At 37.5% G+C, this 14,769-nt stretch carries 7 protein-coding genes; 3 read left to right on the forward strand and 4 right to left on the reverse strand.

Annotation, left to right across the window (positions count from 1 at the left end; translation table 11 throughout):
* Positions 1-9 precede the first annotated feature (9 nt).
* The 3 genes from KO521_RS18445 to KO521_RS18455 are packed head-to-tail and all read left to right on the forward strand — an operon-like array spanning position 10 to position 2,739.
* The gene (locus tag KO521_RS18445) at positions 10-915 is read left to right on the forward strand and encodes a geranylgeranylglycerol-phosphate geranylgeranyltransferase (protein ID WP_215941371.1); all 906 of its coding nucleotides are present in this window, start codon (positions 10-12) and stop codon (positions 913-915) included.
* On the forward strand, positions 915-1,865 hold the full coding sequence (locus tag KO521_RS18450) for a carbon-nitrogen hydrolase family protein (RefSeq protein WP_215941372.1): 951 nt from the start codon (positions 915-917) through the stop codon (positions 1,863-1,865). The genes KO521_RS18445 and KO521_RS18450 overlap by 1 nt, the downstream gene beginning before the upstream one ends.
* Positions 1,866-1,890: 25 nt before the next feature.
* Positions 1,891-2,739 carry a pseudouridine synthase gene (locus tag KO521_RS18455; protein ID WP_215941373.1) on the forward strand — a complete coding sequence of 283 codons (849 nt, stop codon included), beginning with the start codon at positions 1,891-1,893 and terminating at the stop codon, positions 2,737-2,739.
* Positions 2,740-2,786: 47 nt separating this feature from the next.
* Here KO521_RS18455 and KO521_RS18460 read toward each other — a convergent pair whose 3' ends face one another.
* From KO521_RS18460 to KO521_RS18475, 4 genes are all read right to left on the reverse strand, one after another.
* Complete coding sequence (locus KO521_RS18460) at positions 2,787-3,728, reverse strand: PorP/SprF family type IX secretion system membrane protein (RefSeq protein ID WP_194551507.1); 942 nt, start codon at positions 3,726-3,728, stop codon at positions 2,787-2,789.
* A 4-nt stretch (positions 3,729-3,732) separates the two neighbouring features.
* Positions 3,733-12,255, reverse strand: coding sequence for a BspA family leucine-rich repeat surface protein (locus tag KO521_RS18465; RefSeq protein ID WP_215941374.1), 8,523 nt, complete (start codon positions 12,253-12,255; stop codon positions 3,733-3,735).
* Between the two features lie 82 nt (positions 12,256-12,337).
* Complete coding sequence (locus KO521_RS18470) at positions 12,338-13,405, reverse strand: cadherin domain-containing protein (protein WP_215941375.1); 1,068 nt, start codon at positions 13,403-13,405, stop codon at positions 12,338-12,340.
* Positions 13,406-13,904: 499 nt separating this feature from the next.
* Positions 13,905-14,525, reverse strand: a complete 621-nt coding sequence (locus tag KO521_RS18475; protein ID WP_215941376.1) for a hypothetical protein — start codon at positions 14,523-14,525, stop codon at positions 13,905-13,907.
* Positions 14,526-14,769: the final 244 nt, after the last annotated feature.

Genomic DNA, 14,769 nt, shown 5'->3' on the forward strand with positions numbered 1-14,769 from the left:
TCATAATACATGTTAGGTAGAAAAAATAGGCTTTTACTGTTAAAGGTATTCAGTCTTTTTTCTGTTGTACGCGGTTATAACATCCTAATGGTTGTTTTAGCACAGTATTTAGCTTCTATTTATATATTGGCACATCAACTTCCTGTGCGTGAAGTAATTTTTGATCTTAATCTTTTTATTATCGTTGTTTCGTCCGCATTGGTAATCGCAAGTGGTTACATCATCAACAATTTTTATGATGCGGAAAAAGATCTGATAAACAAGCCAAGAAAAAGCATGATCGATAGATTTGTTGGGCAACAATTTAAACTTACCACCTATTTCATTCTCAATTTTTTAGCTGTTATAGCGGCAAGCTATGTTTCTTTTAAAGCGGTATTTTTCTTTTCGGCTTATATCTTTGGCATTTGGATATATAGTCATAAGCTTAAACGATTGCCGTTCATAGGCAATTTTGTTTCGGCAACATTGGCTATAGCACCGTTCTTTGCAGTATTTGTGTATTATAAGAATTTCGAAAACGTAATTTTTGTACATGCCATGTTTTTGTTTCTACTTATTCTAGCGCGAGAGATGATAAAAGATCTTGAAAACCTAAAAGGAGATTTGGTACAGAATTACAAGACTATACCTATTTTGTATGGAGGGGCGGTTTCCAAAGTTCTTATTTCCACATTGATCCTATTTACGTTGATTCCTTCACTTTTATTGATTCTAAAGTTTGATGTGGGATATATGAATTATTATTTCATGGCCTGTGTTGTTCTTCTAATTTTATTCCTGGTTTTACTGGTAAGGTCCAAGTCAAAAAAAGATTATGTTTGGCTTCACAATATTCTTAAATTGATAATCATAGTTGGGGTTTTTAGCATTTTGCTCATAGATGTAGACCTTGTTCTAAATAGAATTTTGTAATGAAGAATATATTAAAAGTGGCCATGGCACAGATTTCACCGGTTTGGTTGGATAAAGTGGCAACGCTTAAAAAGATAGAGGCTACCATTCAGGAAGCTGCCAAAGAAAAAGCGGAGCTTGTTGTTTTTGGGGAAGCCCTTTTGCCCGGTTACCCATTCTGGTTGGCATTGACGGATGGCGCTGCTTGGGATACGAAGATTAATAAAGAATTACATGCGCATTACGCTCGTAACTCCGTTCAAATTGAATTGGGGGAATTAGATTCGGTTTGCTCATTGGCAAAGGAGAATAAGATTGCCATTTATTTGGGCATCATAGAAAGAGCACGGAATAGGGGGGGACACAGTTTGTATTGTTCATTAGTTTATATTGATGCAGAGGGTAAAATAAAATCCGTTCACCGTAAACTACAACCCACTTATGACGAGCGATTAACATGGTCTCCCGGCGATGGAAACGGACTTCAAGTGCATTCATTGAAACAATTTACAGTGGGCGGCCTCAACTGCTGGGAGAATTGGATGCCCTTAGCAAGAACAGCTCTTTACGGTTTAGGGGAAAATTTACACATTGCCGTTTGGCCAGGTAGTGATCATAATACGAGAGATATTACCCGTTTTATTGCACGTGAATCTCGGAGCTTCGTAATTTCGGTTTCTTCCTTGATGAAAACAGAAGATTTTCCTAAAACCACACCACATTTAGCTGAAATTTTGAAAAAAGCACCTGCTGTTATGGCGAATGGAGGTTCGTGTATCGCTGGTCCTGATGGAGAATGGTTGGTTGAACCAGTATTGGATAAAGAGGGTTTGCTATATCACAACCTTGATTTTAACAGGGTTTACGAGGAACGCCAGAATTTTGATCCTGTTGGGCACTACTCAAGACCTGATATTACGAAGCTTACCGTAAATAGGGAGCGTCAATCTACTGTAGAGTTCAAAGATTAAACCTACCTTTGCATAAATTTTAGACATGGGCAGATCAGATTCCAACAATGATAAGAGAGCTTCGGGCAGACAAGGTGGTACTTTTCGCAAGAAAAGTTATGCGCGTGGCAATTCACCTATAAAGAAGAATACGAACCAACAGCCAAGTAAACCTTCGGACCCTAACTTAATTCGTTTAAATAAGTACGTGGCCAATTCCGGTGTGTGTTCTCGTAGGGAGGCTGATATTTATATTTCCGCTGGTAGTGTTACCGTAAACGGAAAGCCTGTGGTTGAAATGGGCTACAAAGTAAAATTAACCGATGAGGTTAAGTTTGATGGTCGTCTTTTAAATCCTATAAAAAAGGAATATGTTTTATTAAATAAACCTAAAGACTTTACAACTGCGGCTCGCAATGAGCAAGGTAGACGTACTGCCATTGGTTTGATTTCAAAAGCAACAAAGACCGAATTAAAACCTGTAGGGAAACTAAGTAAAGATACCACGGGGCTTTTGTTGTTCACTAATGATGGTGATTTAACAAAACGGTTGAACAGTCCTAAAAACGGCCTTCGAAAAATATTCCATATTGAGCTAAGCAAGCCTTTGCGTAGTGCTGATTTGAGGAAAATTCAAGATGGTCTGCTTGTAGAAGAAAAGGTGGTCAAGGTACAAGACGTAAGTTTTGTAGATAAAGCACCCAAAAACCAAGTGGGTATGGAAATCTTCAGTACACGAACCAATATTGTACAGCGTATCTTTGAAACCTTAGGATACGAAATCATAAAACTAGACCGTGTGGTTTATGCAGGACTTACCAAAAAAGATTTACCTAGAGGACACTGGCGCTACCTAACCGAACAAGAGGTAGTTAATTTGGGTATGGTTAAATAAAAGCTCCCTCCGGAGCTTAGTAATCTATTTTTTATTTTCATTTTCTTTTAGTTGGATTGATATCCTTTACCAAAGCGATAACTAAGCATAATACCGTGAGTGTTACCAACTGGTGAATCTTTCAATGCCATATTGTAATGATATATTAAACGAAAGTTTTTAATAAGATAGAGGCCTGCTAATAAGTTTACGGATGAATTGCTTCGGTATCCTGCACCTAGTTCAAAGCGGTTTTTGAAACTTATAGAAATATTTGTGTCTACTTGCAAGGGGGCTCCTTTTTCAGTTTTAAGTAGAATGCTCGGTTTTAGCATAAAATCTTCAAAACGATTATTATAAAAACGATAACCGAAATAACCATATATGGGGCTTTCGAGTTTTAAGTCGTCATTTGATGCCAAACGGTCTCCTAATACATTTGGTGATGAAACTCCGGCATAAAAGCGTGCGTGATTAAATAGAAATCCAATGCCAATAGTTGGTATGGTTGCGTTAATATTTTGGCTAAAATTAGGGTCGTCTGCAATACCTAGTTCTAACAAATTATCTTGATATTTTTGAACCCCTGCTGTTATACCAAAAGACAAAGTGCCTGGTTGGTAAATTTGCCAATAGGGGCGATCGTCTTCAAAATCAAAGAATATTTTATATGAATAGGCCATGAAAGCACTGGTAGAAGTTGTAACTCCAATTTCATCCCTAATTAAACCTGCGCCAATTCCTATCTTGCCTTCTTGTCTTCCTACACTAATGGGAGAATGAAAACTAAGACTAAAATTTTTGGGACTGCCCTCAAAGGAACTGAAACCTGTATTTGTTATTGTAACTTCAGTATTTGGTAATAAACCTGCGTAGGCGGAATTGATTACAAACGGGTTGAAATTGTATTCCGGAAAAACAGCAGTTTGCTGACCGAAACTTGAATTATATGATAAGAGTGACAATAAAACACCTAGTGCTAACTTGCCAATTTTCTGATTTATTTTCATTGGTTTAGCGCTTGATTACTACGTATCCTTTGGTTTTCTTAAGAATGGTTTCTCCTTCAATTTCAATGTGAAAGAAGTAGGTGCCTGATGGTAATTGACCGGCTCCCATTTTGGTTTTAAGGTTGGCATCACCTCTAAAGACTTCTGAACCATTATTATAATTTTCTATTTTAAAAACGGCATCACCCCAGCGGTTATAGATGGTAACCATATTTTCAGGGTAATAATTTATATTTTCTATATGCCAATATTCATTAATACCGTCACCATCAGGAGAGAAGCCGTATTTAGTCTCATCTTCTGGTATAAGTGTTGTAAATGTTTGTTCCTCACATGTTACAGCATCTCCCTTACTATTGTATGCGGTAATGTTTACATAAATTTCCGTTCCAAACGGAAACTCTCCATTATGCATATAACTGGTTAATGGACCAACATCCTGATTGTTAACTATGTCTGTTCCTCCAGAAGTTGTTCCAATAGAAATACGATAACCGTCTGTTTTTTCTACTTCGTTCCAAGTAATAGTACTTTCTAAGGCAACCTCGCTTTCTCCGTTAAAAGGACTTGTAATTGAAGTACATTCTGGAATAATTACCTCGGTCTTAAAACTATCTGAAGTACATCCAAGAGCATCGCCAGAGGTGTTGTATGGTACTATGGTTACAAATATTAGTGTTTCAGAAGGAAGGTCATTTCCAAAAGTATAGCTGGTTAGCGATGCAACATCTTCATTATTTACAATATCAGTTCCGTTGGCTGAAGTACCTACAGAAATTCGGTATCCATCAGCATCAAGACTTTCATTCCAAGAAATATCCGATATAATTGAAACTTCGGTGGCATTGTTTAATGGAGACGATAAGTTGGTGCAAGGTGGTATGGGTCTTATGGTAAAACTTTCGGACGTACATCCAAGAGCATCACCAACCTCATTGTATGGGGTAATGGTTACCGTAACAACTTCACCTTGGTTAAAATCATTTTGAAAAACATGGGTAGTTCCAGTAACGATTAAATCAGTTTGGTTGTTAGCTGTTGTACTTCCAGCATTAATTGTCAACTTATAGCCATCTGCATCTACAATTTCATTCCATCTTAATTCACTGAGCTCCGCAACAATATCACTATTGGCAGGGGAGGTCAAATTGGTGCATAAGGGAACCGATTTAATTGTAAAACTCTCTGAAGAACATCCAAGGGCATCGCCCACTTCGTTGTAAGGAGTAACAGTTACGGTAACTGTTTCTCCCTGTTCAAAATTGGCAGGAAAATCGTAGCTATTACCTGTAGATAATACTAAATCAGTAACATTGTTAGCTGTACTGCTGCTAGCGGAAACAGTTAATTTGTATCCGTTGGCTTCGGCAATTGTAGCCCATTCAATATTTGTGTCTACAGCTACATCAATGCTGCCATCAATCGGTAAAGTTAAGTTAGTACATGTAGGTACGGGTTTAATTGTAAAGCTTTCCGACGAACACCCAATAGCATCACCCACTTCGTTGTAAGGTGTAATGGTTACGGTAACCGTTTCACCTTGTTCAAAATCATTGGCAAAAGAATGCGTTGTACCAGCGGTAACGTCAAAATCCGTTAAGTTATTTGCTGTACTACTGCTTGCGATAACCGTCAACTTGTAGCCTGTTGTTTCTGGAATAGAGTTCCAGGTAATATCCGCATCAATAGGAATGTCAACGGCAGTATTTATAGGCGAGCTTAGTGTTGTACATGATGGAACAGGTTTAATTGTAAAGCTTTCTGAAGTACATCCAATAGCATCACCTTGATCATTATAAGGAACAATCGTAACTGAGACAGTCTCACCTTGCTCGAAGCCATTAGTAAAATTATGAGTGGTTCCAGATGTAACATCAAAATCTGTTATGTTGTTAGCAGTACTACTGCTAGCTAAAACCGTGATTTTATAACCTTCTGCATCTGTACTTGCATTCCATTCAATAGCTGTATTCACAGGAATATCAGTAGCTCCGTTTGCAGGAGTAATAAGTGAGGTACATGGAGGGGGGCTAATTGTGAAACTTTCAGAAGTACATCCTAAAGCATCACCAACTTCATTGAAAGGAACTAAAGTTATTGTAACTACTTCACCATGTTTGAAGTCATTAGGGAAATTATATGTTGTTCCCGAGGTTATATTATAGTCAGTTAAATTATTAGCTGTACTGCTGTTAGCGGAAACAGTTAATTTGTACCCAGTGGCATCAGCAACTGTAGCCCATTCAACATTAGAATCTGCTGCTACATCAATAGCGCCATCAATAGGTAAAGTTAAGTTAGTACATGTAGGTACGGGTTTAATTGTAAAGCTTTCCGACGAACACCCAATAGCATCACCCACTTCGTTGTAAGGTGTAATGGTTACGGTAACCGTTTCACCTTGCTCAAAATCATTGGCAAAAGAATGCGTTGTGCCAGCGGTAACATCAAAATCCGTTAAGTTATTTGCTGTACTACTGCTTGCGATAGCCGTCAACTTGTATCCTGTTGCTTCTGGAATAGAGTTCCATATAATATCAGCATCAACGGCAATGTCAACAGCAGTATTTATTGGAGAGCTAAGTGTTGTACATGACGGAACAGGTTTAATTGTAAAGCTTTCTGAAGTACATCCAATAGCATCACCTTGATCATTATAAGGAACGATCGTAACTGAGACAGTCTCACCTTGCTCGAAGCCATTAGTAAAATTATGAGTGGTTCCTGATGTAACATCAAAATCGGTTATGTTGTTAGCAGTACTACTGCTAGCTAAAACGGTTAGTTTGTAGCCATCTGCGCCTGTGCTAGCATTCCATTCCAAATTAGTGTCAACCGCAATATTTACGCTGCTGTTTGCAGGAGTTGTTAGTGTTGTACAAGCGGGTACGGGAGGTGGAATTATAGTAAAGCTTTCCGAAGTACATGGTCCGGTTGCATAACCAACTGAATTATAAGGTACAATGGTTATAGTAACGGTTTCTCCTCTTTCAAAGTCATTTGAAAAAGTGTGAGTTGTTCCTGAAGTAACGTCAAAGTCTGTTAAGTTATTTGCTGTGCTACTACTTGCCGTAACGGTCAACTTATAACCATCTGTATTGGTACTAGCGTTCCACTCAATATTTGTATCAACTGCGATATTCGTAGCTCCGTTTGCAGGAGTCATTAAGGTAGTACATGATGGCGGTCCGTCAGTAGTGAAACTTACCTCGGTACAAGGACTTATGGCATTCCCATTATCATTATACGGAATGACTGTTACATAAATAAGAGTACTTTCAGGAAGGTCTGCTAGTAAATCATAAGTAGTTACATTATTTACATCTGCGGAAAAAACATCTGTGCCTCCAGTAGTAGTCCCCACGTTTAACGTATATCCGGTAGCCGAACTAACTTCAGCCCATGTTAGATTAGTGGCAGGTGATACTTCTGTTGCTAAATCTGCTGGTGCTGTTAGTACAGTACAACTTGGAGGACTTGTAGAGTCTCCTGTTGTAAACGTTTCTTCAATACAGCCTGTAGCATCACCTTCATCATTATAAGGAATTATAGTAACGTAGTGTAATCTACTTTCCTGTAAATCTCCTGGAATAACATAGTTTGTAACACCTACTACATCGGCATTATTTACTACTTCAATTCCGCCAGACGTTGTGCCTACAATTACTAAATAACCGGTAGCATTTGTTACTGGTGTCCAGCTTAGTTGGGTGTCAATAGGAACATCATTTGCGCCATTTAACGGTGCTGTTAAACTGGTACAACGTGGTGGTACAGGAATTAACTCTGTATGGAAAAATTCTTCAGTACATGCATCTGCATCTCCCTCATCATTGTATGGGGTAATGGTTACGAATATATCGCTATCTTCAGGTAGGCTTGTAGTAAATTCATAAGTGGTTATATTACCAACATCTTCAGCGTTAAGTATATCATTTGCTCCTGTTGACGTACCAACAGTTAATTTGTAACCGTCTGCGTTTGAAATAGGGTTCCAGCTTAAATCACTAGTTACCAGTACATCAGTTGCGGGAAGCGTAGGTTGTGTAAGATTGGTACATTCAGGTATAGTAGCAAGGTCGTTGGATATGGTGAAGCTTTCCTCGGTACAAGGGCCAACCGCATCTCCTTCATCATTAAAAGGAATTATAGTTACGAAGACAACATCTCCTGTATTAAAATCAGATGCAAATTCATATGATGTTTCATTGGTTATAGTTGCATTATTTACAACATCAGTACCGCCAGTTGTAGTGCCAACAGTTAAACGATACCCTTGCGCAAAAAGTGCAGGTTCCCATGTTATATTTGTATTTACCGGTACGTCTACATCTCCATTTAATGGTGATGCTAGTAGTGTACATTCCGGAATAGGGCAATCGCGAACATCTAAACTAAATGTCCATCCAAAATTGTCTATCATGGCTTGTCTTTCTTCTTGCGCATCACAATAAGGAAGACCTTCTGCGCCAAGTGTAATACCACTTGTTAATGTTTGTTCTGACCAAGAAATTAAGGTGTTATCATAGTTTTCTCTGATCAATGCGGTGTTATCCAACATGTCTCGCATATCGTTAACTCCACTCACATCCCATTCGGCTAAATTTTGATTTAAGGCTGTAGCATTATAGAAAGTAGAACGCATAGTTACATTACCTAAATTCCATAAATCCATTGGTTGGTTATATGATGAAGCTCCATAGAACATATAGTCCATATTGCTAACACCAGAAAGACGCCATTTATTTAAACTTTGATTAAAAGTTGTTGCATCACGAAACATTTCTTCCATGGTGGTAACATCTCTTACATTCCATGCTTCAATAATTCCATTGAAAGCAATGGCTCCATTGAACATATCTTCCATAGTAGTTACTGAGGCCACATTCCATGAATTCATAGTTTGGTCATAGGCAACGGCATCTTCGAACATAGATTCCATCGTTTGCACATAAGAAACATCCCAGGAATCAATGGACTGATTAAAAGCTGACGCACCTTTAAACATGTCTTCCATGTTAAGTACCTCTCCAGTATTCCAACTTTGTATGTTCTGATTGAATGCGGACGCGTCGTTAAACATCGCATCCATATTTGTTACGGAGGCCACATTCCAATTGTTTATAGCATTGTTGAAAGCGGTAGCACCCTTGAACATAGATGGCATTAGAGTTACCGATGAAACATCCCAAGAATTTAATGGTTGATTAAATAATAAAGCACTTTCAAACATAGAAGTCATGTCGGCCACTGCACTAACATTCCATTGATCTAAGGGTTGGTTAAAAGCTTCCGCTGATTCAAACATGGATTGCATGCTTACCACTGAGTTGACATTCCAGTTTTGGAAAGGTTGATTAAATACTTTAGCATCGTTAAACATAGAATGCATGCTGGTTACACGAGAAACATTCCAGTTGGCAATAGGTTGGTTGAACAAAAAAGAATTTTTGAACATAGAGGCCATATTTGTTACTGCGCTGACATTCCATCCGTTTAGAGGTTGGTTAAAATTTTCTGCGCTTTCAAACATACTTATCATGGTTGTAACAGAAGATACATCCCAAATATCAATAGCTTGATTAAATGCTGTTGAACGTGAGAACATGGAATTCATATTCGTGACTTTTGCAACATCCCAGTTATCAAGCGGACTATTAAAAGCAGTGGCTTGGCTGAACATATAACTCATATCGGTGACATTACTAACATTCCAATCATTTAAGTTTTGATCGAAAGAAGTAGTACCGTTAAACATATACTTCATGTCAGTAACGTTACTAACATTCCAGTTATTCAAGGGTTGATTAAAAAATTCGGTTCTTCTAAACATTAACCCCATGTTGGTGACCTTACTTACATCCCAATTATTTAGTGGTTGATTAAAATCCATGTACCGTACAAAACCATCAAACATTCTGTACATATTTGTTACGTTGCTAACATCCCAAGAATTTAAAGGTTGGTTGAAAAGTTCGGCTCTTTCAAACATTGCTGACATATTAGTCACATTACTAACATCCCAATTATCTATATTGCCGTTAAACAATGATGCTTCCGCGAAAGCTTCGGACATATCTGTTACTTGTGAGAGGTTTGGAACGTCTGTAGCATTGTAAATCATGTTTTCACAACCGCTACACGCCTTTTTCATAGATTGGTACACATGAGTACCCCACTGATCAATAGAAATTACTTCGTCATCATCGCCACTTGAGAAGTAGGGAGCAGGAAAATCGCCAATAATCGCTATAGTATAAATTCCAGGAGTGTTGTAAATGTGGGTAATATCATTTGTAACATTATTGTTGTATTCACTATCACCCCAATCAATTGAATAGTTATACGTAAATGAAGTATTTCTTTGTATTCTGAAATTGTATTGATCAAGACCGGAAGCTGATCCAAGTCTAGTATCAATTGTAATCTTGTAGGCATCGAGGCTATTTACCCATGATGGAACCGTTGTAAAAGTAAATTCTTCGCAACCAACTGCAGGTCCTTCTGCATTATAAGGGGTAATTGTGATGAAAACAATATCACCAGGAATAAACTCATTACTAAAAGTTAAAATTTGTACGTTACCAACATCATAATTATCTGCAGGTGAACCATTGATATTCACAAAACTTCTGACTCCACCCCGTTCTACTTCTAAGTCAATGTAATAACCAGTAGCGTTGGGTGCTGCTGCCCAATGTATGTTTGAATTAGCTGGCACGTTAGTGTCTCCTGATGTTGGGTTTGTTATCGTTGTGCAAAATACATTACTACAGTTTACAATATCACCAGTAATATTCCAGCCATGATTGTCGATAAGATCTTGGCGCACCAATCGACTATCGCAATATTTTACACCGGTAGCACCTAAGCTTACATTGTCTTTAAAAGTTTGTGTTGCCCAACCAATTAGCGTTGCATCATAATTCTCTTGTGAAAGCGCGGAATTAGATAGCATTGTACTCATATTGGTTACTGAAGAAATATCCCAAGTAGATAAATCTTGATCAAAAACTCCAGCACTAGCGAACATACCGCTCATGTTGGTAACAGAGGATGTATCCCAATTATCTAAAGGCTGGTTAAATAATGGAGCTTTACCAAAAATTCCCGATAAATTCGTAACTGAATTTGTGGACCAATTATTAAGAGGTTGATTAAAAGCAGTAGCGTTATAGAACATCTCATTCATGTTGGTAACACCAGATACATCCCAACCTTCAATACTTTGGTTAAAACTAGAATTTGCAAACATACTATCCATATTGAGGACAGCACTTACATCCCATTGGTCTAAGGGTTGGTTGAAAACAGTAATGTATGACGTTGTCCACCCTCCGAACATATTACTCATGTTTGTTACCTTGCTAACATCCCAACCATTTATGTTTTGGTTAAATGCTTCAGTGGTATAAAACATTTCTGACATAGTGGTAACCTTACTAACATTCCAACCATTTAATGGTTGATTAAATGCGTCTGTCCAACGAAAAGTTCTGCTCATGTCGGTAACATTAGAGACATCCCACATGTTTATGTCTTGGTTAAAGTTGTTATTACTTGCAAAAGTGCTTGCTAGTGTTGTAACCTTACTAACGTTCCAATTGTTTAAGGGGAGATTAAAGTCACAATTACCAAATGTTGAAGACATATCTGTAACGTTGTCCACTACCCAATTATTTATAGGGTAATTAAAGTCTGTTGTATAAAACATGCCTGCTATAGTAGTAACCTTACTAACATCCCAATTACCCAAAGGCTGATTAAAATCTCTGGCGTAGTAAAATAAATTGGACATATCCGTTACTTGAGACACATTCCAATTGTTGATATTCTGATTGAATTTTTCAGCATAATAAAACATGTTAGACATTGTAGTCACAGCGCCTGTATTCCAACTATCTAAGGGCTCATTGAATAGTTCTGCTTTGTAAAAAGAAAATGACATGTCTGTTACCGAGTTTGTTGTCCAATTAGCTAATGGCCTATTAAATATTTCGGCTTCATAGAAAATGCCTGATATATCGGTAATTGTGCTGGTGTCCCAATTATTTACTATACCATTAAATGAGGTACAGCCTCTGAACATTTGCTTTAGAGAGGTAATCTGAGAAAGGTTAGGTGAATCTATAGCATCAAAATTTAAGTTTTCACAACCATAGAAAGCATTTTCCATAGTTTGCCATTGTATAGTGCCCCAATTCAAAATTTCAATAATTTTTAGTCTATCTCCTGTATCATTAAAATAGATTGATGGAAAGTCACCACTTATAGAAATTGTATAAGGTCCTGGTGTTGCGTATGAATGTGTAATGTCACCGGTAACTCCAGTATCGGTATTGCTATCTCCCCAATCTACCGAATAATTATAGCTAGTGTAAGCTGGGTTGGTGGGTATGGTAACTTCATTAATGGCAGAAGAACCGGTACTAGTATTGTTTGTATTCCAAATAGAAGTAAACGATTGGGAGAAAACGCCCGTGCTAAGTAGTAATAATACTAGCAGAGATAGTAGGTTCTTGGTCATTTAAGGTTGGTTTTGGTATTAAGGCTACAAAGAGGTCTAAATACGTAGTTTGGTGACTGGTGCTTTTTAGCTACTTGGAGAATTACTCCTCGTTTAGAATAATATCAGCAAGAATAATTTCCATTTCGTTTTCGGTGAGCCCAGCAGTAATTTTTGAGCTATACATAAATCGAATGATGTCTTTTTCTACGGGAAGAAAATCATTGTCTGCGCTAATTTGTGAGCAGAGAAAGCTAAATTCATCTTCGCATTTGTCTGAATGACCAAAACCAAGCGCATGACCTAATTCATGCTTTAATAATACTTCTAAGGGATTCGAAATCCAAATACGTGTGGAAACCAGAACGGAATTTTCGGAAGGGGTCATTGCAAAACCGTCATAATTCCCATCTTTAATTTCTTCATACATGTCCGGCCAAATAGTTTCTACTTCTTCTTTCGTTCCAAAAAATAGATTGGCATTTGCTGCTTCTGAGTCTTCAACTAGTGAAATACTAAAGGAACTGTCTGTAAATAGGGTATTGTACTGTGTTATTACACTTTCAACGGTAGTTTTGTACTCCTGTGAAATTGTTCCATTGAGGTACATTTTCATGGGGCTTCCCCATTTTTGGTTAGCGCTCAACGGTGTGTTGCTAACACCTTTCCAGAAAATTAGGTGTTGGGCGTAGGTAATTATTTCTTTCTGTTCTTCGGATAAAATAGTGGTCTCATCAATATCGTTTATCGCAAGATTAAAACTCTGATCAACAATTATTTTTCCATCAAAAGCAGAAACGGTAAATGGATAGGAATCTGTGGTTTCAAAATCGAGTTTAAGATTTGTTCCCGTTTTAATTTCACCTGTAGATTCGTTAATGATAATATCCGCATCGGATTCTAGGGTATACGTTATCTCGTCATTATCATCATCAGTAGCGCTTATAAAACCAACGGAACTATCTGATGGCGAATGCTCATTTATTGAATAGACACCTGTTTTAAAAACGGGAGACGTATTTGTGCTTTCATCAGAGGAGTTCTCTGTTTTTTCTACTGTAGAAGGGGTTTCTTCTGCCGTTTCGTCAAATGATTCAGCTGTAACATTTTCAAGGTCCGTACTACAGGAAACTACCCATAAGGACAATAGGGGGATGAAAATTTTTTTCATAGGTTTGGTTGGTTGAAATCGATTTGGTCATATCAACTAGGTTGTTAAAAGTATAGGATAGGTATATGGTCGAGAAATTTTTGTTGTGAACACCATGATTTGTATGGCGAGTATGTTAAAATTGAGAGTTTAGAAACTTCTGTCAGACAGAATAGCTGCTATATTATTGATTTTTAGAAAATTAAATAGTTTTCAAACGAGTTTAGAAAGCAGCGTGTATTCTCCCGAGTTTATCGGAAAAATGAGAAAGATATAATGTGAAGTTAAATTTTTAAGCTTGAAGAATTCTATTAGTTGCTTTTTTCTTCGAACAACAACCAAGATTCAGGATCTAGAATTACATCGTCCGGTTGGTAGTCCAGTTTAATAGTTAAGCTCTTTCTAGCGTTTTCCATAACCATTTGGTAGATGACGGTTTTACCATCTTTTATTACACCAATTTCTATAGGGAACTTGAAAACATGTTGTTTTTGAAGTTGCTCAATATTAGATTTTATGATTATAATCTTTTACCTAAGACTAAACCAAAATGGGGAATAGTATCACCATTGGAATCAAATTGAATTGCCCCCAAAAGACCTAGATAAAAACTATCTCCAATCTGAAAATTATAGTTTAAGCGAAGCGACGCTCCTACTGCAAAAGTTCTAGCCGGAGAGAACCTCCTACTACTGCGAACGGGATAAGGAAGGTCTGTCCCTGCTGGGAACAGGATTGAATCCTCGTCCATAAGCGAGGTAGCCTGATATCGAAATAAGGGTAGAATGGAAAGACCGAATCGCTGGTTGGTTGTTTGTATAAAATTATATCTAATACCTGTTACAAGCTGAAAACCGGCAGTAACCGTATGCAATGTAGCATCGACCCTTTCGCCATCCGATAGTTCATAAAAAAGTGGAGTGTAGGGGGAATCGTTCAGGGTACCTTCGAAACCCAATTGCCAATAAAATTTATTTGAAAATTCCTTACCATAATTGGTACCGAAATGATACCCAGTAATATCGCCTGTTCCATGTATACTGAGCCCAAATGAAAACTCCAAATACGATTTTGGCTCATTCTGTCCGTGAAGAACGAACAATGGGGCTATGAAAAAAGTAAAAATTAAAATGTTCTTCATAATTAATTGCTGTTTAATTTCCTATTCACCTAATAAACTTCATATTTCCTAAATCGTAGCGTTTGTAACGATTATCCGAGAACTGAACTATTCTGGTGCCTAAGTTATCATCGTCTCTCTTAGCACTAATTTTAACTAGATTTTATCAAAGAAAAAATGTTGGCGATTGAAACATATTAAGAAACGCCAAATATGACTAAAACTTCTTATTAGAATTGTGGGAATAAAAAGGTTAACTTTTTAT

This window comes from Zobellia uliginosa, assembly GCF_018860745.1.
Classification (GTDB): Bacteria; Bacteroidota; Bacteroidia; order Flavobacteriales; family Flavobacteriaceae; genus Zobellia; species Zobellia uliginosa_B.

Excerpts from the sequence above, each read along its gene's own strand:
- KO521_RS18450 (WP_215941372.1), top strand. The coding sequence starts at position 915 with ATGAAGAATATATTAAAAGTGGCCATGGCACAGATTTCACCGGTTTGG.
- KO521_RS18445 (WP_215941371.1), top strand. The coding sequence starts at position 10 with ATGTTAGGTAGAAAAAATAGGCTTTTACTGTTAAAGGTATTCAGTCTT.
- KO521_RS18465 (WP_215941374.1), bottom strand. The coding sequence starts at position 12,255 with ATGACCAAGAACCTACTATCTCTGCTAGTATTATTACTACTTAGCACG.
- KO521_RS18460 (WP_194551507.1), bottom strand. The coding sequence starts at position 3,728 with ATGAAAATAAATCAGAAAATTGGCAAGTTAGCACTAGGTGTTTTATTG.
- KO521_RS18475 (WP_215941376.1), bottom strand. The coding sequence starts at position 14,525 with ATGAAGAACATTTTAATTTTTACTTTTTTCATAGCCCCATTGTTCGTT.
- KO521_RS18470 (WP_215941375.1), bottom strand. The coding sequence starts at position 13,405 with ATGAAAAAAATTTTCATCCCCCTATTGTCCTTATGGGTAGTTTCCTGT.
- KO521_RS18455 (WP_215941373.1), top strand. The coding sequence starts at position 1,891 with ATGGGCAGATCAGATTCCAACAATGATAAGAGAGCTTCGGGCAGACAA.